The 17,971-nt window shown below is 64.1% G+C and carries 14 protein-coding genes; 9 read left to right on the top strand and 5 right to left on the bottom strand.

Annotation, left to right across the window (positions count from 1 at the left end; genetic code table 11):
• Positions 1 to 115: 115 nt before the first annotated feature.
• Positions 116 to 2,509, top strand: coding sequence for a TonB-dependent receptor (locus tag GEMMAAP_RS18700; RefSeq protein WP_202969165.1), 2,394 nt, complete (start codon positions 116 to 118; stop codon positions 2,507 to 2,509).
• Between the two features lie 17 nt (positions 2,510 to 2,526).
• Here GEMMAAP_RS18700 and GEMMAAP_RS18695 read toward each other — a convergent pair whose 3' ends face one another.
• Together GEMMAAP_RS18695 and GEMMAAP_RS18690 are read right to left on the bottom strand one after the other, a co-directional pair.
• Entirely contained in the window at positions 2,527 to 4,335 is a 1,809-nt protein-coding gene (locus GEMMAAP_RS18695) for a cytochrome b N-terminal domain-containing protein (protein ID WP_053334592.1), read from the bottom strand.
• Positions 4,335 to 4,871: a Rieske (2Fe-2S) protein gene (locus tag GEMMAAP_RS18690; RefSeq protein ID WP_026850942.1), complete on the bottom strand. Its 537-nt coding sequence runs from the start codon at positions 4,869 to 4,871 to the stop codon at positions 4,335 to 4,337. The genes GEMMAAP_RS18695 and GEMMAAP_RS18690 overlap by 1 nt, the downstream gene beginning before the upstream one ends.
• A 212-nt stretch (positions 4,872 to 5,083) precedes the next feature.
• Between GEMMAAP_RS18690 and GEMMAAP_RS18685 the strand changes: the two genes are divergently transcribed.
• The 4 genes from GEMMAAP_RS18685 (at position 5,084) to GEMMAAP_RS18670 (ending at position 9,824) form a co-directional block, all read left to right on the top strand.
• Positions 5,084 to 5,557, top strand: a complete 474-nt coding sequence (locus GEMMAAP_RS18685; protein WP_026850941.1) for a cytochrome b562 — start codon at positions 5,084 to 5,086, stop codon at positions 5,555 to 5,557.
• Between the two features lie 144 nt (positions 5,558 to 5,701).
• Positions 5,702 to 7,252, top strand: coding sequence for an HDOD domain-containing protein (locus GEMMAAP_RS18680; protein ID WP_026850940.1), 1,551 nt, complete (start codon positions 5,702 to 5,704; stop codon positions 7,250 to 7,252).
• Positions 7,253 to 7,347: 95 nt separating this feature from the next.
• The gene (locus tag GEMMAAP_RS18675; RefSeq protein ID WP_026850939.1) at positions 7,348 to 8,085 is read left to right on the top strand and encodes a sensor histidine kinase; all 738 of its coding nucleotides are present in this window, start codon (positions 7,348 to 7,350) and stop codon (positions 8,083 to 8,085) included.
• 134 nt (positions 8,086 to 8,219) lie between these two features.
• On the top strand, positions 8,220 to 9,824 hold the full coding sequence (locus GEMMAAP_RS18670; RefSeq protein ID WP_082821493.1) for a PAS domain-containing sensor histidine kinase: 1,605 nt from the start codon (positions 8,220 to 8,222) through the stop codon (positions 9,822 to 9,824).
• 50 nt (positions 9,825 to 9,874) lie between these two features.
• Here the strand turns inward: GEMMAAP_RS18670 and GEMMAAP_RS18665 are convergent, their stop codons facing one another.
• On the bottom strand, positions 9,875 to 10,258 hold the full coding sequence (locus GEMMAAP_RS18665) for a RidA family protein (protein ID WP_026850938.1): 384 nt from the start codon (positions 10,256 to 10,258) through the stop codon (positions 9,875 to 9,877).
• Positions 10,259 to 10,349: 91 nt separating this feature from the next.
• On the opposite strand from GEMMAAP_RS18665, the gene GEMMAAP_RS18660 reads away from it, so the two are divergent.
• A complete protein-coding gene (locus tag GEMMAAP_RS18660; protein WP_026850937.1) occupies positions 10,350 to 11,852 on the top strand; it encodes an HDOD domain-containing protein in 1,503 nt (500 codons plus the stop codon).
• A 100-nt stretch (positions 11,853 to 11,952) separates the two neighbouring features.
• Here GEMMAAP_RS18660 and GEMMAAP_RS18655 read toward each other — a convergent pair whose 3' ends face one another.
• Complete coding sequence (locus GEMMAAP_RS18655; RefSeq protein ID WP_053334590.1) at positions 11,953 to 12,537, bottom strand: rhomboid family intramembrane serine protease; 585 nt, start codon at positions 12,535 to 12,537, stop codon at positions 11,953 to 11,955.
• A 74-nt stretch (positions 12,538 to 12,611) separates the two neighbouring features.
• Here GEMMAAP_RS18655 and GEMMAAP_RS18650 point away from each other — a divergent pair, with 74 nt between their 5' ends.
• Positions 12,612 to 13,973: an MFS transporter gene (locus tag GEMMAAP_RS18650; protein WP_026850935.1), complete on the top strand. Its 1,362-nt coding sequence runs from the start codon at positions 12,612 to 12,614 to the stop codon at positions 13,971 to 13,973.
• 70 nt (positions 13,974 to 14,043) lie between these two features.
• Here the strand turns inward: GEMMAAP_RS18650 and GEMMAAP_RS18645 are convergent, their stop codons facing one another.
• A complete protein-coding gene (locus GEMMAAP_RS18645) occupies positions 14,044 to 15,249 on the bottom strand; it encodes an NAD(P)/FAD-dependent oxidoreductase (RefSeq protein ID WP_026850934.1) in 1,206 nt (401 codons plus the stop codon).
• Positions 15,250 to 15,398: 149 nt separating this feature from the next.
• On the opposite strand from GEMMAAP_RS18645, the gene lhpI reads away from it, so the two are divergent.
• A complete protein-coding gene (lhpI, locus tag GEMMAAP_RS18640) occupies positions 15,399 to 16,379 on the top strand; it encodes a bifunctional Delta(1)-pyrroline-2-carboxylate/Delta(1)-piperideine-2-carboxylate reductase (protein WP_075071702.1) in 981 nt (326 codons plus the stop codon).
• Complete coding sequence (locus GEMMAAP_RS18635) at positions 16,379 to 17,959, top strand: N-acyl-D-amino-acid deacylase family protein (RefSeq protein ID WP_082821491.1); 1,581 nt, start codon at positions 16,379 to 16,381, stop codon at positions 17,957 to 17,959. Before lhpI ends, GEMMAAP_RS18635 begins: the two co-directional genes overlap by 1 nt.
• Positions 17,960 to 17,971: the final 12 nt, after the last annotated feature.

The raw sequence follows: 17,971 nt of genomic DNA, 5'->3' as shown, positions 1-17,971 counted from the left end.
ACAGCCTACCAGCATACTCCGCAGCTACGTTTGTGCTGCGCCCAGTACTCCGTTTACCAACCCCTTATCACCACTTGTGATTTTCCGCCTCCTCGCCAGTGCTTTGCTGTTGTGCGTGTCCTCGACGTGCCTCGCTGCCGTCGCTGCGGCACAGCCCCCGGCTACCGGTGCAACCGTGTTTGGCAGAGTACAGGATGCGCAGAACAAAGCGCCGCTGCCGTTTCTCACGGTGCAGCTGCTGGCGGACAAAGACGGAGCCTTTGTGAGCGGGCGACTGACCAACGAGGTCGGGGCGTTCACCTTTACCGGCCTCAAGAGGGGGGTCTACATCCTGCTGGTGCGCGCCGTTGGCTACGCTCCCAATCGCCAACGGGTCCTGATTGGCGAACTAAGCACGTTCCTTGATCTTGGCGCGATTGGCATGGTCAAGGAAGCACAGGCCTTGGGGCAGGTCACCGTGACGGCCGCCACCGATGCCGTGGCTGCAACGTTGGACAAGAAGACCTTCGCCGTGGCGGACAACATCAGTCAGACCGGCGGGTCGGTGCTGCAGGCGATGTCCACCGTACCCGGGGTGACCGTGTCGCAGGACGGCAAGGTGCTCGTGCGGGGCAGCGACAAGGTGGTCGTTCTGATTGACGGCAAGCAGACCGCGCTGACGGGCTACGGCTCACAGAACGGATTGGATAACCTGCCCGCGTCGGCGCTCGAGCGTATTGAAATCATCAACAATCCCTCGGCCCGCTTTGATGCCAACGCCAGTGCCGGCATCATCAATCTGGTGTTCAAGAAACAGGAGCAGAACGGCTTCAACGGCAAAGTCGGGCTGATGGGCGGAGCAGGCGCACTATGGGAGCGCCGAGAGAATTTGCCGACGATTCGTCCGCAATTTCAGGGCACGCCCAAGTTCAATCCGTCATTGGGGCTCAACTATCGCGAGGGGGCCACCAACAGCTTTGTGCAAGCCGACTGGCTCTACGCACCCACGCTCAACAAGAATGAATTTGCCACCCGAACCTACGACGATGGGCAGGTCATTGTGCAGCAGGTCAAGCGGAACCGGCGCACCGACTATGCCACCATCAGTGCGGGGGTAGACCATGCGTTCAATGACCGCAATACCCTGAATGTCTCCGGACTCTTCAACCGCGAAAAGATTCTGGATAACGGCGACAATCCGTACTTCGATGGCACGCTGCAGAATCGCTATCGGCTCTGGCAGTTCCTCGAAGACGAAGTGAAGTACACGGCCTTTGGCACCGCCGTGTTTACGCATCGGTTTTCACAGCCCGGGCATGTCCTGGCATTTACCGGCAACTACTCGTTCCATCGCGAAGACGAACAGTACTTTTTCACCAATACGCTCCCGGCGTTTACCGGCAAGGATGCGTTCAAGCTGCTGTCTGATGAACACGTCGTGGACCTCAATGCCGACTACACCAAGCCGCTGCGACACGGGCGTGTGGAAGCGGGGTTCAAGGGACGCTATCGCTCAATCCCGGTGAACATGCAGTTCTTCGCGGGGCAGAACTCCCCCATCGATACCGGAGCCGGCGGCTGGGCCACGTACCGCGAAACCATTCCGGCACTCTACACCAACTACGTCTTCGAGACGGAGCGGGTGGAGCTGGAAGGGGGGATGCGCCTGGAGAGTGTGCAGGTGGACTACGAGGTCAATCCGGACCACAACACGTACAAGAGCGACGGGTACACGTATATCCGTCCATTTCCCAACGTGCGCGCGGCGCTCAAGCTCAACGAGTCCAACAAACTGTCATTGTTCTTCAATCGACGGGTGGACCGGCCCAACGAAGTGGATATCCGCATCTTCCCCAAGTACGACGAACCGGAGCTCATCAAGGTGGGAAATCCGGCGCTGCAGCCCCAATTCTCCACGTCGGCCGAAGTGGGATACAAGACCAGCTGGTCCAGCGGCAATCTGTACGCAGCGGCCTATCACCGCGTCGTGGATGGGACCATCACCCGCATTGCCACGCAGGTCCCGGGGAGCGTGCTGCTGTACAACGTGTTTCAGAACGCCGGGCGCAGCGCCAGTACTGGTTCCGAAGTGGTGTGGCAGCAGACCCTGACTCCGCGCATCTCGCTCAGCGCGAACGCCAATGTGTATCGCAAATCGCAGGATGCCTTCACGGTGGTCAACCAGTACCCGGTGCCCACCACCTTCACTGCGGCACCTCAGCAACTCACCTCAGGATCAGCCAAGCTCAATGCGGCGCTCCGGCTGCCGTACGAGTGGCAGGCACAAATCTCCAATATCTATCTCGCCCGCGACCTGCTGCCGCAGGGATTCATTGGGAGCCGCTTCTCCCTCGACCTTGGACTCAAGAAGTCCGTGCAGCAGGGCAAGGGAGAAATCGTGGCCAACGCCACCGACCTGCTGAACACCATGCAAGTGGAGCGCACCATTCGCGGGAGCAACTTCACCGTCGTCAGCACCGACTACTTGGAGACGCAGGTGGTGCGCGTAGGTTACAGCCGGAAGTTCTGACTAACTGCGCAACGCCGTCACCGTTGTTCCGCCTTCACTTTGGGTCTGTACCACTCCTTCCGGATCCAGTCCACGACCATCTCGATTTCTCGCTGCGACAGACTCTTCTCCGTGCCGTAGCTGGGCATACGATCGTTGTCGCGCCCGAAGAAGCGCGGATGCGTGGGGTCGTTCACGAAGGCAATCATCCACTCGCGCGAGCCCCAGTCGGTGAGCTCAGGGCTGTCGGTGCCCACGTCCTGAAACTTGTGGCACTCCGCGCAGCCGCTGCTGGTGTTGCGCATGTACTGAATGCCGAGCGCAATCTGCACGCTGTCCGTGCGGTCGAGCTCTGCCTGCGCCGCCAGCTTGGCTTGCGACGACAGCGCCAGCACGACGTTGCGGCGCGTGACCTTTTCTTCGTCGCTCTCCGGGATGTGATCGGCGAGCCAGAGCGCCATGTCGCCTTCGGCGTGAATGGTGCCGCCCCAATGCTTGCGCGACAGAATGGAGTCGGCGTTGAGGAAGCGTTGCACCCACTCGCGTGACCCGAAGCCGCTCAGGTCGGAGGCGGAGATGGAGTCGGCCGGCAGCGCATTGCCCATGCCGTCGTGGCCATCAAAGCGATGACAGGAGGCGCAGTTGCGTGAGAAGATGCGCGGTCCCTGCGTGTACGGATCGTCGCGCATGAGCGTGAGCGCGCCGGTAATGGGCACGCCGCCATTGGCGAGGACCACTGCCCGCTCCGCATCCCGCTTGGAGACCACCTTGGCCACCTGGTACTCGGCGTCGTTTCTGTCTTCGGCCACGGCCTGCCAGGTGAGCAGCGCGGCGCCAAACAGCAGCGCGCCGACAAAGCCGAGGTTGAAGCGGTGCCCCAGCTTCCAGCGCCCCAATACCGGGATGGCGACCAGCACCGCCATGCACAGGGTGGGGAGCACAATGGCGCCAATGATTTCCGTTTTGCCGGGGAAGTACTTGAGCAGCTGATACAGGAACAGGAAGTACCACTCGGGGCGGGCCGCCGAGAACTGTTCGGCCGGATCGGCCGGCGCACCCAGCGGCGCGCCACCTTCGCGCACGACAAAGAACAGCACCACCACCAGCACCGCGAGGCAGGCCACCGCGTCGCGCAGCACTTGCTCCGGCCAGAAGCCCTGATCAGGGCCCTTGAGCGGCTGCTTGGGGGTAAGGCCGTGCTTTCGGAACAGATACACGTGTCCCACGATGAACACGATGATGAGCCCCGGAATGATGCCGGCGTGCAGCGCAAAGAAGCGGGTGAGGGTGTGGTGCCCGTAGCTGGCGCCGCCGACCACTACCGTTTGCATGGGCTGTCCGAGTCCCGGACTCATGCCCACGATGTTGGTGGAGACGGCGGTGGACCAGTAGCCGTTCTGATCCCACGGCAGCAGATAGCCGGTGAGCGAGAGCGCCAACACCAGCACCAGCAGGACCACGCCAAACCAGTAGTTCACTTCGCGCGGCGCTTTATAGGCGCCGTCGATGATGACCTGCATGAGATGCAGCACCAGCAACACCGTCATGGCCTGGGCCACGAAATGGTGCAGGCCGCGCAGGAACCAGCCACCCAGCATCTGGTGCTGGATGTAGTACACGCTTTCCCAGGCCGTCTGCGAGCTGGGGCTGTAGGACATCCACAGGAACAGCCCGGTGATGACCTGCACGACAAAGAAGAACGAGAGGGTGCTGCCCCACACGTAGCGCCAGCGCGCTCCGCCGGGGACGTTCTCGAACAGCACTTCGTGCAGCAGCCCCTTGTATCCCGTCCGGTTGTCGAGCCAGGCGCCGAGGCCGGGCCGGCTGTTGTTCGACGGTTCGGCCATCAGACGGGGATCTTGTCGGGGGAGCCTTTGCGGAAATTCTGGAACTTCACCCAGACCTCGCCGTCCTTCACGATCGCCTCCAGCTCATCCATGCCCCGCGGGCTGGGGCTCTTGGGGTCGGCAATGGCGCCGTCGAGGGCGAAGCTGCTGCGGTGGCAGGGGCAGAAATAGCCGTGGCTGCTGGCGTTGTACCCCACCGAGCACCCCAGATGGGGGCAGACGGAGTTGAGCACGCGCACGGTATTGTCGCCGGTTTTCTGCAGGTAGACCGACCCCACGGGCACGTTCTCCGTCTTGTTCCAGGCGTCGATGAGGGTGTCGAGCACCGGAAACTTGCGGGGCTCGCCGCTCTCGGGGAGAGACGCCAGCGACGCGACGCGCACGAGGCCGCGGGTATCGGATTTTCGCCGGAGCGGATCAAAAACGGTAAACAGTCCCGCGACGGGCGCCACCACCGAAATGAGGCCGCCCACAACAACCGCGGCGGCCTTGGTGACGAAGTTGCGCCGGTCGGGCGCGTGGTTGGTGTCTGACATGGGCGAAAAGGCGGGGGGCGAGGGCCGGGGGCGACGATGCCGCCCCGCGCAGCCACGGCCGATAGGGGATTGTACGCGCCGGACCGGCACTTTGCTGGCTCTTCCGTGGTATGTCAGCGAACATTCCGCGTTTCGCGTAGCCTTATGGTAGGGTGCCTCCGTAAGCCAGCCGGAAGTGCGCCTTCTTTCCCACCCCTGCTCCTTTCCCGCCCATGTCTCTGCGTACGTTTCCGCATCTCCGCCAGTTTGGTGCCGCGTGTGTCTTGGCGCTTGCTCTTTCAAGCACCGCGTCCGCTCAGCAGGACGAGGAAAAGACGCCCCTTGGCAAGAAGATGAGCGCCATGAACACGGCCTTCAAGGCGGTGGGGCGTCAGGTCGAAGACCCGAGCAAGAATGCCAACACCCTCGAGCAGCTGGCCACCATTGAGACCAACGCCAAGGCGGCGCTCGCCTTCGAGCCGGAAAAGAAGGCCAAGGTGCCGACTGCGCAGCAGGCCAAGTTCATCGCGGGGTACCAGGCGGGGATGAAGGAGTTTCTGGTGACCGTGGAGAAGATGCGTGCGGCGCTCAAGGCCGGAAAAAACGCCGAGGCAGCCGCCATCTACGACGCCATGAAGGGGCAGCAGCGCGATGGACATAAGGAGTACCGGATCAAGAAGGCCGGTGCGCCTCCCGCCAGCATCTGATCGACCCTTTATGGTGATGTGAACTTCACCTGACGTTCACCGGAAGCTCCCGTTACTCCAAGGCGGTCGGCGCGCACTCCCTGCGGCCGACCGCCTTCGCGTGTCCGGCTCATTTCGCTGGCAGTCCGGTCGATACTCCCCGACATGTCGCTGCTCCAGCTCACCACGATACCTGAGGCCCTGCCCCCTGACGCAGGGACCGATACCGACAAGGCGTTTGCCTTGCGCGCACGGTACGCGCGCATCATGCACGGGGCCGATTTCCCCGCCTTGTCGCAGTCCGTGGTGGACGCCATCACCAATAGCGGTGATGAGGACGCGCTGCAGCGACTGGCCAATCTGGTGTTGCGCGAGTACGGCCTCACGTTGCGCGTGCTCCGGCTGGCCAACAGTGCCCAATACCGCCGTGGGGCGGCCCCCACCCAGAGCGTCACCCACGCCATGATGATGCTGGGGGCGCAGGTGGTGCGGCAGATGGCCGCCGCCACGGTGCTCTTTGAGCACTTCCGCAAGCGCTCGCCCGTGCTACGCGAGCTCATGCTGCGGTCGCTGCTGACCGCCTACCATGCCAGCGTGACCGCCGAACACCTGGGCTGCGACGACCCGGAAGCGGCCTACCTGGCTGGCATGTTCCGGTCACTGGGAGAGGTACTGGTGGCCGGCTATTTCCAGGACGACTACGACCGTATCCGCTCCATCATTGCCGAGGATGGACGCACCGAGGAAGTCGCGCTGCGCATGGTGTTGGGCTTCAGTTACGACGAGTTTGGTGCGGAAGTGGCCAGCGCCTGGGGGCTCCCCGAGACGGTGCACACCATGCTGCGTACCGCTGGCGGGACGCCCGCCGACACGCTGGCGGCCGCCCACGGGATGGCTCCCACCGTTCAGGCGACCCATTTTGCCCACGCGTTGACCAGCGCGTTGTACTTTCCCGCCAAAGGCGCGGCCACCGGGCAGGTGGTGGAGGCATTGCTCGCGGCCGCACCGGCGTCCATGCGCCTGACGGCGCCTGTGGTGGGGCGGGTAGTGTCGGGCGCCCTGACGGAAATGCGCGAACTGTTGTCGCACGCCGGCACCGCAGAAACACGTCTGCGGCTTAGCGATCTGGCGCAGGTGGCGCGGACGACCTTCGGGACGCGACTGGAACTCCCCCTCGACGATGTGACGGTGGTGGAGTCCCCGCTCGATCTCACCTTGCGGGCACGATTGCGCCAGGAGCTGCAGGAAATGGTGGTGCCCCAGCACGGGGCGACCATTGGGGCGTTTCTGTTGCACGCCCTCGAGGCCGTTGTGCGGGGAGGGCCATTTGATCGGGTGCTGGTGTGCTTTTTCACGGCCGACCGTCAGCAACTCGTGGCGCGCACCGGGTTGGGGGAGGGGATTGATGCGCTGCTGCCTCGTTTCGTTTTCCCCGTGTCATCGCGTGGTGGGCCTGTGGTCGCGCTGACCCAGCTGCGCCAACCGATCTACGTCCCCACCGACCGGGTCCCGTTGCCGCAGGAGCTGCGGTGGGCGCAACAACACGGGGTCTCGCAATTCGGCGTCTTTCCGCTGGTTGTTCACGGAAAATTGCTCGGCGCCATCTACTGTGACCGAACGGGTCCGGTCACCTCCCCCGATCGGGCCACGGTGCGCTACGTGAAGTCGGTGGCGGATCTGGTGGTGGACGCCATTACCGCGCGCCGGTCGTCATAAAACTGATACTGTCTCGTATAGTTAAGTTCGGTTGCTAATCACAATGCCGCTGCGAACTATTACATGAAGTGAATCACATCCTCACCGGGAAGTGAATGTCAGAAGAGCCTGCCGTCGAGCCGGGGTCGTCCTCTTCCACACTCGCCACCAGCAGTGTGGCGCACGATTTCAATAATCTCATTACGGTCATTGAGAGCTATGTAACCGAATTGGAGCAGACCACCGAGCACCCGGAGAACCTGGCCATGCTGGCCGGGATTCTGGAAGCGACCGGGAGGGCCCGGTCGCTGAGTGCGTCGTTGCTGGCATCGGGGCGCCGGGACCATACCGCCACCCAGCGCTCAGCGGATCTGCATCAATGCATCAGGCGGACCCTGCAATTGGCTCAGCGTCTCATGCGTTCGGATGTCGCAGTGGAGCTGACGCTGGAATCGGAACAGATCGAGGTCTCCCTCAGTGCGTCGCAGGTGGATCAGGTGCTGTTCAACCTGATCATCAATGCCCAGGACGCGATGCCGACGGGGGGAAAGATGCGCATTGCCACACGGTACTCGCATCGGGATACCGCTGAAGATTCGCCGGCGTGGGTGGAGCTGCACGTCGGTGACACCGGCACCGGCATGAACGAAGAAACGCAACGGCGGCTCTTCGAACCGTTTTATACCACAAAGGATGTGGGGAAGGGGTCCGGGCTCGGATTATCGATTGTGTACGACCGGGTCGCCGCCGCCGGCGGGCACATTTCCGTTGAGTCAGCCATTGGCCACGGGAGCACCTTTCGCGTGTGGCTTCCGCTCGCGCGTCAGGCTTCCCACGCCGATGGAATCCAATAACACGTGGATTGGCAATAATTTACGTATTTCACATACGAGAATGTGAAAACTGAATTTCATTGTGGAATCGCTGGACGCACGGCAGGCTCTGCCGTAACCTCCTGCATGTTGATTCATTCTTTGGCGACGATGCCATGACGAAAACCCCGCAGTCTTCCGCGTCCACTCCTCCTTCAGGTGCAGCAGCTCCAACGGAACCGCCGCCCCTGAGGGCGGATGATCTGGTGGTGGTACAGGCGTTTTTTCGGCGCATCCTGGAAGCCATGCCGGCGCAGCTGGCGGTATTTTCCCCCGAAGGCCACTACGAGTATGTCACCCCCAGCGCCATTGCCAATCCCGCGGTGCGCGAATGGATTGTGGGGAAGACCGACGTGGAGTATGCACAAAGTCGGGGCTTTCCCCCGGAGGTGGCCAGCCAGCGACTCCAGACGATTCGCCAGGTTGCCGAGTCGGGCGAGTCACTGACCTTTGAGGAAACCCTGCGTTCTCACGACGGGACTTCCCTACATTATCGCCGGATGGTGTCCCCGGTCTGCGACGCCAACGGGAACGTCCAGCATGTGCTGGGCTACGGTCTCGACATCACGGCGCAGCGGAAGGCGGAAGACGAGCTGCGGCACGCCCAGAAAATGGAAGCGATCGGCCGGTTGGCGGGTGGGGTGGCACACGATTTCAACAACCTCATCACCATCATTGGCGGGTTCGCCGACTGTCTGCATGACACGTTCGACGCCACGGATGAGCGCCGCCACACGGTGCAGGCCATACGCGATGCGGCGGAACGCGCCGCCGGACTCACGCGCCAATTGCTCTCGTTCAGCCGGCGCGCCCCCATTGAGCTCGCACCGCTGGATGTGCACGGGGTGATCGGTGAGACCGTGAACATGCTGCAGCGGCTGCTGTCAGAGCAGGTGCACCTCTCGGTGGACCTGCGGGCCGCCCACCCCTGGATTCGGGCCGACGTGGGGCAGCTGCGTCAGGTGTTGCTCAATCTCGCGGTGAACGCCCGGGATGCCATGCCGCACGGTGGAGTGCTCACGATCGGCACCTGCAATGTCGAGCATGCAGAAGGCCAGCGGTTGGAGCTGCGGGTCACGGACACGGGGGTAGGGATGAGCGACGAGATCCAGGCGCGGATCTTCGAGCCCTTCTTCACCACAAAACTCCCCGACCAAGGCACCGGGTTGGGGCTGTCCACCGTGTATGGCATCGTGAAGCAGGGGGCCGGACAAATCCTCGTGGAGAGCGAGCTGGGCCACGGCTCTACTTTTCAAATCCTGTGGCCCGTGGTGGATCAGCCCGAGCCGAGAGTGTCCCAGCCAGCCGTAGTCTCACGACTGAGTGCCACACACAACACAGAAGTGATCCTGGTCGCGGAAGACGAAACGGGGGTCCGTCAGTTAGTAACCCGCATTCTCAAAAATGCCGGGTACACGGTGTTGGAAGCGATGTGCGGCACCGACGCCTTGGCGGTGGTGGAACTGCACGAGGGGCCCATTGACCTGCTGTTGAGCGATGTCGTGATGGCCGACTTTGGCGGTCGCACACTGGCCGACGCGGCCCGGGTGCTGCGCCCCGACCTGCGCGTGCTCTACATGAGCGGCTACGCCGACGAGGACAATCTGGTGGAGAAGGCCGAGCCGCTCGATGGATTTCTGGACAAGCCTTTTTCCGTGTCTGGCCTGCTGACGGCGGTACGAACGCTGTTGAGCGTTGATCCTTCGCCCCGTGTTCCCTGACTGGACGCGGCCGGGCGCACCAACAGCGTGCGCCGGCCGTCGCCAATCGCTCAGGACCGCTTGGCGATGAGTTCAATTTCCACTGCGGCGTTGAGCGGCAGTCCGGCCACCGCCACCGTGGTCCGCGACGGATACGGCTCGCTGAAGCGCGTCCCGTAGGCCCGGTTCATTGCCTGAAAATTGGCCATGTCGGTGAGATACACGTTGCACTTGATGACATCGTCCATGGTCAGCCCGGCGGCTTCCACCACCGCCTGCAGGTTGTCGAAGCAGCGGTGCGTCTGCGCTTCCACGTCGCCATCAATCAACTGACCAACGGCAGGGTCAATGGGGGTCTGCCCCGAGCAGTAGAGTAGATCGCCGGCCCAGGTGGCCTGTGAATACGGACCGATGGCCTTGGGGGCGTTGGGGCTGGCAGCAGTGGAACGCGGCATGTGTGGTGTGGTGGGAGTGGCAGGGTGGTGGCGCCCCAAAATGCGCAGCGCCCCGGTAAGATACCGCCGGGGGCGGCCGATATTCACAGAGATGGCTCCCACCGACCTCTCGCCAGCGGCGACCGCAGCCGATGTCCCCCCCGTCCGGGCGCGCCTCACGCGCATCCTGGAAGGGGCGGAGTTTCCTGCGCTCTCCAAGCAGATCATCGACACGCTGTCCGCGCTCGATGATGATGCCAATTCGCTGCAGCGGTTGGCCAACGTGGTACTGCGCGAATACAGTCTCACGTTGAGCGTGGTGAAGACCGCCAACAGTGTGCACTACCGTCGCGGGGCGCGCCCCATCCAGAGCGCCACCCACGCCATGATGATGCTGGGCGCCCGCACCGTACGGCAGCTGGCAGGCAGCTTGCTGCTGTTCGAGAACTACTCGCGCAAATCGCCGGAGCTCAAAGAGCTCATGCTGCTGTCGTTGCTCACCGCCAATCACGCGCGCGCCACGGCCACGCGATTGCAGTTGCAGGACCCGGAAGAGGCACACCTGTGCGGCATGTTCCGCAACCTCGGCGAAGTGCTCATCGCCGGACACTTTCCCGACGACTACCGCCGTATTCGTTCGCTCATGAAGGATGACGGCCGCAGCGAGACGGCGGCCGTGAAAATGGTGCTCGGCTTTCCCTACACCGATCTGGGCGCCGAAGTGGCTCGTCATTGGGGGCTCCCCGATGCGGTGGTGCAAGGAATGCGCGCGCGTGCTGCCGCGTCGGCGTCACAGGTGGCAGCGGTAACGGCCTTCAGTCATGATCTCACGCAAGCGCTGTACAAACTCGACGCCACACCCGCCGAGATCAACGCCGCGGTCGATACGCTGCTGGCGCAGCATGGCGCCAAGGTGAAGCTGACACGCGATCAGGTGGGCGGCGTGGTGACGGACGCGCTCGAGGAAACGCGAGAGCTGTTCGTCAATCCTGCCATCGCCACTGATCGCCTGCGCTTTCGACAGTTGGCGACCGCCGCGCGTTCTGCATTGGGCGACAGCGTGACGGCGCAGGAAACGGAGGCCGAGTCGGCACATCAGGCGCCCACCGAGATGACGTTACGGGCGCGGCTGCGGGCCGAACTGGAAGAGATCGTGGATCCGACGTCGGGCGCTTCCATTGGCGCAGTGCTGCTGCAGTCACTGGAAGCGATCGTGCGTGGTGGGCCATACGAGCGCGTGCTGGCCTGCTTTCTCACCGCCGATCGTCAATCGCTGGTGGCGCGTACCGGACTGGGGGAGGGCGTGGAAGCGCTCATCCCGCAGTTCGAGTTTCCCGTGAGTGTGCGTGGTGGTCCGATTGTCGCCATTACCCAGCAACGGCAAGCGGCGTATCTGCCGGCCGACCGCAGCTTCACCACCGCCGAGTTGCGCTGGACGCAGCAGATGGGCATTCCGCAGTTCGGCGTGTTTCCGCTCATCGTGCTGGGCAAGGTTGTCGGCTGCCTCTACTGCGACCGGCTGAGTGGGGCCGTGCCCGACCGGGCCACCGTGCGTTTTACCAAGTCGATTGCCGACTTGGTGGTGGACGCGATTGGGCGGCGGCGGCACGGGTAAACGGAAAAGCTCACAACCCCGAAACTCTCACTCAGAACCCGGAACTGATCGGTTTCGGGTGTTGAGTTGGAGTTGTGAGTGGTGAGTTCTTCCGGCAGTCCTACCGCTTGCGGAAAAACCGCGCCGCCAGAATGCCCCCGATGAACCCACCTAGGTGGGCCTGCCAGCTGATCCCCACCTGACCGGGGGCGATGCCGAGCACGAGGCCGCCCCAGACGCCGGCGGTGACCAGACTGAGCAGAATGCTCCCGAAGCTGCGGGTGTACACGCCGGCGAGCAGCAGGAACCCGAGATACCCGAAGACCACGCCGCTGGCGCCAATGTGCACGGATCCCGGTGCACCGAATGTCCAGGCCATGAGGCCGGCGCCGAGCATGGAGAAGAGCGTGACCGGCAGAAAGTGACGCGCGTCGCGCAGCATGACCATCCATCCCAACGCCACAAACGGAATGGTGTTGGCAATGAGATGATTGAGATTGCCGTGCAGAAACGGCGCAAACACGATGCCGCGCAATCCCGTGATGGAGCGCGGAATGATGCCGAACGACGTGAGCGCGCCGCCGAGGGCGCTGTTGACCACGAAGGTGAGCCAGAACGCGCCCAGTGTGGTGCCCAGCGTGGTGGCCTGGGTCCGCAATGATTGCGTGAGGGCTTTGGTGGTTTTGGTCACGGAGGAGCGCGGCATGACTGCAAGTTGGCAGGTGGGGCCAGTTCGCGAAACGGGTGTCCGGCGAGGTGGCCGCGGCGTATCTTCGCCGCATGACATCACCGGCGTTGCCTCACCACTCCAGCCCCTCGACGGACGCGGCCTACGCCCGTATTGCGTGGCGTCTGCTGCCGCTGCTCTTCGTGTGCTACATCGTGGCGTATCTCGACCGCGTGAACGTGGGGTTCGCCAAACTGCAGATGGTGACGGAGCTGCGTTGGTCCGATGCCACGTACGGCTTTGGGGCCGGCATTTTTTTCGTGGGCTACTTCCTGTTTGAAGTGCCCAGCAACCTGCTGCTCGAACGGGTGGGTGCGCGGCGCTGGATTGCGCGGATCATGATCACGTGGGCGCTGGTCTCGGCGGCCTTTGCGTTTGTGGATGTGCTCCCCGTGGGGCCGTTACCGGGGTGGTTCGGGCTCGAGCGCACCGAGTTCAGCTTCTATGCGCTGCGTCTGCTGCTGGGGATGGCGGAAGCCGGATTCTTTCCCGGCATCGTCCTGTATCTCACCTACTGGTTCCCCTCCACGCGACGCGCTCGCGCCTTTGCCAAGTTCATGACGGCGGTGGCGGTCGCCAATGTGTTGGGCGCCCCGCTGTCCGGATGGATCATGGACACGTTCAATGGCAGTGGCGGATGGAGCGGATGGCGCTGGCTGTTTCTGCTGGAGAGCGCGCCGTCGCTGGTCATGGGGGTGCTGGTGTTGCTCTTTCTCCCCGATGGACCGGCGCAGGCCCGTTGGCTTTCCGAGAGCGATCGTGCGCAGGTGCTGGCGGATCTGCAGGGGGAGCGTGAGGCGGCGGTGCACGGTGGTACTGCACCACGCACCGCGCGCGCGGCGCTGCTCAACGGCACCGTGTGGGCGTTGGCCTTTGTGTACTTCACCATGGCGGTCGCCCTCTACGGCGTGAACTTCTGGATGCCCACCATCATCCAGGAGCTCGGGCTCGACCGCACCGCGTATCTGCAGATCGGCCTGCTCTCCATGATTCCGTGGGGAGTGGCCGGGGTGACCATGCTGCTGTGGGGGGGACACTCCGATCGCACCGGCGAACGTCGCTGGCATGTCACCGGCGGAATGGTCGTCACGACAGTGGGGCTCGGCTTGCTTGCCGTGACGGGCACCCAGGTGGTGCCCTCGCTGGTCGCGCTCTCGCTGGTAGCCGCAGGGGTACTCTCCAGCATGAGTACGTTCTGGGCCATTCCCACGAATTATCTGCGTGGTACGGCCGCCGCTGCCGGCATTGCGTGGATCAACAGCATTGGGAACCTTGGCGGCCACTTTGGGCCGGATCTCATTGGGCGCGTTCGCACCGCGACTGGAAGCTCGGCCGCGGCGTTTCTCACGCTGGCCGCGCTCGGGGTGGCGGGGGCGGTGACGGTGGCGGTGGTGGCGAGAAACGAGAGGAGGTAGCGGGACGCAGGAAGCAGGGAGCAGGAAGCGCTCCCACTGCCCCCTGCTTTCTGCCACCTGCTCCCTTCCCTCAGATGACGTTCTTTTCGAGGAGGGGCCGCCCCTCATCAATCCGGCTCACTCGCAGCGGCGACAGATCCAGTGTGAGGTACTCGCCCGTGGCGATGTACTCAGCCAGTCCGCGTCCCACCGCCGGCGCCTGCTGCAGGCCATGGCCGGAGAAGCCGCACGCAGTGTAGGCGTTGGTGTACGCGCCCAACGGCCCCACAAGGCCATTGTGATCAAAGCTGTTCATCTCGTAGTAGCCCGCCCAGCTGGACGTCACGCGCAGCGCATCAAAGGCCGGCACACGCGCGGCGAGCGCCGGCCAGATGACTTCTTCGAAGAGTCCGTGGTCCACCTGATCGAGGGGGACATCGTCACGGTCTTCACCACGCGGCGGTGCCCCACACAAGAACTGGCCGGCGGCCAGCTCTGGCCGGAACCAGACGCCTGTGGTATCGATGACCAGCGGAGCCTGTTGCAGCGCGCTCTCGGCATCCACGTTGGCCTCAATGGCAAACACATCCCGCTTGCGCGCGTGCACGGGAAGCGCGATGCCCAGTTTGTCGGCCACCCGTGCGGACCACGCCCCCGCGGCAATGACCACGGCATCGGCGGCAATGGATTGCCCACTGGCCGTGTGCACGGCGCGCACCTGCGGCGGGCCGTCGTGGTGCTCCACCACAAAGTCGATCGCTTCTTCTTCGAGGAAGCGCACGCCAATGGCGGTGGCGGCTTTGCGGAACGCCTGCATTGCGGCGTAACCATCAAACCACCCTTCGCCGCTGGTCGGGGTCGACAGGCCAAGTGAGCCGAGGGTGAGTCCGTCGGTGTTGATCCAGGGAAAGCGTTTTGTCAGCTCGTCGGGCGACAGCAGCGCCGTATGGACCGCGTGGCTTTCCTGCAGCGTGTGCTGATCGCGCAGTACTGCGGCGCCGGCGGGGGTCCCCGCGAGATAGAGGTAGCCCGGCTCGACGAGGCCGATGTTCGGCACCTCGTCACCGACGGCGAGCTCGGTGCCGATGGCCCGATAGAACGCCAGGCTGTCCTGCGAAATGCGGATATTGATGGCCGTGGAGAACTGCTGCCGAATGGCGCAGGCCGACAGGGCGCTGGATGCCGTGGCGTACGAGGCGTCGCGTTCCAGCACGGTGACCTGCACCCCGTGCTCGCGGGTGAGGAACCACGCGGTGGCGGCGCCCATGACGCCACCCCCCACAATGACCACGTGCATGGGCCGCTGCCATTCCCGTGTTTCCCACGATTGCCTGCTGTGCATGCGAGAGAGTCCTGCGTAGCTGCCAAGAGGGTGGTAAAATCTGCGCAGGGGCACACCCGTGCTGCCCGCGTCGGAAAACCGTGTCCTTTACCGTGCTGACAAACGTGCTTCCTCAACTCTCGGCTGAACAGGTGCACGCGGCGCTGCCGTGGCCGGCCCTTTTTGAGGCGCTCACCGCGGCCTTTACCGTGCCTCCGGTGGCGCCGGTGCGCACCGCCCATGCCATGTCGGCGGCCGATACGCTGCTGCTCATGCCGGCGTGGAACGCCACCGCCATTGGCATCAAGCTGGTCACCGTCATTCCCACGGCCATCGCCCATGGCGGGCATACGGTGGATGCGTCGTATCTCCTCATGGACCGCCAGACAGGTGCACCGCGCGCGCTGCTGGACGGCGAAGCGCTTACCGTGCGGCGCACGGCCGCCACGTCAGCGTTGGCGGCGCGGGCGATGGCCAACGCCAATCCCACGACGCTGCTGGTGGTCGGGACCGGGCGACTCGCGCCATGGATGGCCCGGGCGTATTGCGCGTTGTTTCCGTCGTTGCAGCGCGTGCTCATTTGGGGGCGGGACCCGCTTCTGGCGACGCGTGTGGCGGGTGCGTTGCTCGCGGAGGGCATTCCGGCCAGCCCGGTACTTGGTGAGCCATTCTCCCCCGGCGAGGCGCTGCGGGGCGCGGTCCAGTCCGCCGATATCGTGTCCTGCGTAACCACGGCCAGTACCCCGGTGGTGTTCGGGGACTGGTTGCAGGAGGGGGTGCATGTGGATCTGGTGGGCGGGTTTACCCCCGGCATGCGCGAAGTGGACAACGAGGCGGCGGCCCGTTCGCGTATTGTGGTGGATTCGCTGGACAGCGCGCTCAAGGAGGCGGGCGATCTGGTGCAGCCGCTGGCAGACGGGGTGATTACCCGCGAGGCGGTGGTGGGCGAACTGGGGGCGCTGTTGCGCGGCGAAATCATGGCGCGACAGGACCCCCGCGATATCACGCTGTTCAAGTCGGTGGGACACGCGCTGGAAGATCTGGCCGGCGCGCTGCTCGCGCTGTCCATACACGACACCTCTCACGCTTCTTCCGGAACGTCCTGATGATGACAGCCTGGCGCGGCGCCATGGCCATGACTGGCCTCCTGTGCGCGGTTTGCTGCGCGCCTGCGCTGACGGCACAGGACTCACTCGATGTGCTCATTACCGGCGGTCGGGTGTACGACGGCCGCGGCGGCACACCGCGCGACGCCGCGGTGGGGATTCGCGGCGATCGCATTGTGTTTGTGGGCGAGGTGCCGGCGGGCACCGTGGCGCGGCAACGCATTGATGCGCGCGGGCAGATTGTCACGCCGGGGTTCATCGATCCCCACACGCACGCCTACGAAGGGTTGCCGCGACTCAATACCGAGCGGCGCCGCAATCTGTCGTCGCTCATGCAGGGAATCACCACCGTGGTGCTCGGCGCTGACGGTCGCGGTCCGCTGGAGGTGAAGGCGGTGCTGGAGGCCTCGCAGGCGGCAGGACTGGGCACCAACACCTACGCCCTTACCGGCTTTGGCACGGTGCGCAGCAAGGTGATGGGCAACTCGTCGGCGCCGGCATCGGCCGAGCAGATTACGACGATGCGGGCACTGATTGCCAAGGCGATGGAAGAAGGGGCCTTTGGTGTGGGGTCCGGGTTGTTCTACGTGCCGCAGACGTACGCCACCACCGATGAGGTGTTGCAGGTGGTGTCGGCCGCGAAGCCGTTTGGCGGCGTGTACGATACGCACCAGCGTGATGAAAGCAGCTACTCCATTGGGCTGTTCGCGTCCACGCGCGAGGCCATTCGTATTGGCTGCGAATCGGGGCTGACGACCAACATTGGCCACATCAAGGCGCTCGGTGTGGATATGTGGGGCAAGGCGGACAGTGTGCTGAACATCATGCGCGAGGCGCGGGCGCGCGGGTGTACGGTGGTGGGCGACCAGTATCCGTGGACAGCCAGCGGGACGGGGCTGAGTGCCGCACTCATGCCACGCTGGGCGCAGGCGGGCGGGCGGGACTCGCTACGCCTGAGGGCCGCGGACCCGGTGCAGCGGGCGCGCCTGCTGGCCGACATGCGCGAAAATCTGCGTCGTCGCGGGGGAGACTCCACGCTGTTGCTCATTAACGGCAACGCCGAAGCGGCGCCCTACATTGGCAAGACGCTCAAGCAGGTGGCACAGGCCGCCGGAACGCCGGCGGTGGATGCGGCCCTCGATCTGGTGCTGCGCGGCATTGATATGGGCGTGGCCAGCTTCAACATGATTGAAGCCGACATTGAACGGTTCATGCGTGACCCGTTCATCATGACCAGCAGCGACGGGTCGGATGGACATCCACGCTTGTACGCGACGTATCCGCGCAAAATTCGGCGCTATGTGTTGGACAAGCCAGTGATCAGCATGGAGCGCATGATTGCCTCAGCAAGCGGTCAGGTCGCGGCCACGTATGGACTGGTGGACCGTGGTGAACTGCGCGCCGGTGCCTTTGCCGATGTGCTGGTATTTGATCCGCAGGCACTGCGCGAGGAGGCCACCTATACCGAGCCACGGAAGCTGGCCAGCGGCATGCGCTGGGTGTTGGTGAATGGCGTGCCGGCGGTGCAAGAGGGGGTCGCCACCAACGCAATGGCGGGCAAGGCGTTGCGGAAGCGATAACGGGTGTCACTT

This window comes from Gemmatimonas phototrophica (assembly GCF_000695095.2).
GTDB classification, from domain to species: Bacteria; Gemmatimonadota; Gemmatimonadetes; order Gemmatimonadales; family Gemmatimonadaceae; genus Gemmatimonas; species Gemmatimonas phototrophica.
This window is presented reverse-complemented; position numbering and strand designations above follow the sequence as displayed.

Bases quoted from the DNA above. Each gene is read 5' to 3' on its own strand.
- GEMMAAP_RS18645 (WP_026850934.1), bottom strand. From the start codon at position 15,249: ATGCACGTGGTCATTGTGGGGGGTGGCGTCATGGGCGCCGCCACCGCG.
- GEMMAAP_RS18675 (WP_026850939.1), top strand. From the start codon at position 7,348: ATGTCAGAAGAGCCTGCCGTCGAGCCGGGGTCGTCCTCTTCCACACTC.
- GEMMAAP_RS18695 (WP_053334592.1), bottom strand. From the start codon at position 4,335: ATGGCCGAACCGTCGAACAACAGCCGGCCCGGCCTCGGCGCCTGGCTC.
- GEMMAAP_RS18650 (WP_026850935.1), top strand. From the start codon at position 12,612: ATGACATCACCGGCGTTGCCTCACCACTCCAGCCCCTCGACGGACGCG.
- GEMMAAP_RS18665 (WP_026850938.1), bottom strand. From the start codon at position 10,258: ATGCCGCGTTCCACTGCTGCCAGCCCCAACGCCCCCAAGGCCATCGGT.
- GEMMAAP_RS18685 (WP_026850941.1), top strand. From the start codon at position 5,084: ATGTCTCTGCGTACGTTTCCGCATCTCCGCCAGTTTGGTGCCGCGTGT.
- GEMMAAP_RS18680 (WP_026850940.1), top strand. From the start codon at position 5,702: ATGTCGCTGCTCCAGCTCACCACGATACCTGAGGCCCTGCCCCCTGAC.
- GEMMAAP_RS18655 (WP_053334590.1), bottom strand. From the start codon at position 12,537: ATGCCGCGCTCCTCCGTGACCAAAACCACCAAAGCCCTCACGCAATCA.
- GEMMAAP_RS18635 (WP_082821491.1), top strand. From the start codon at position 16,379: ATGATGACAGCCTGGCGCGGCGCCATGGCCATGACTGGCCTCCTGTGC.
- GEMMAAP_RS18660 (WP_026850937.1), top strand. From the start codon at position 10,350: ATGGCTCCCACCGACCTCTCGCCAGCGGCGACCGCAGCCGATGTCCCC.
- GEMMAAP_RS18670 (WP_082821493.1), top strand. From the start codon at position 8,220: ATGACGAAAACCCCGCAGTCTTCCGCGTCCACTCCTCCTTCAGGTGCA.
- GEMMAAP_RS18690 (WP_026850942.1), bottom strand. From the start codon at position 4,871: ATGTCAGACACCAACCACGCGCCCGACCGGCGCAACTTCGTCACCAAG.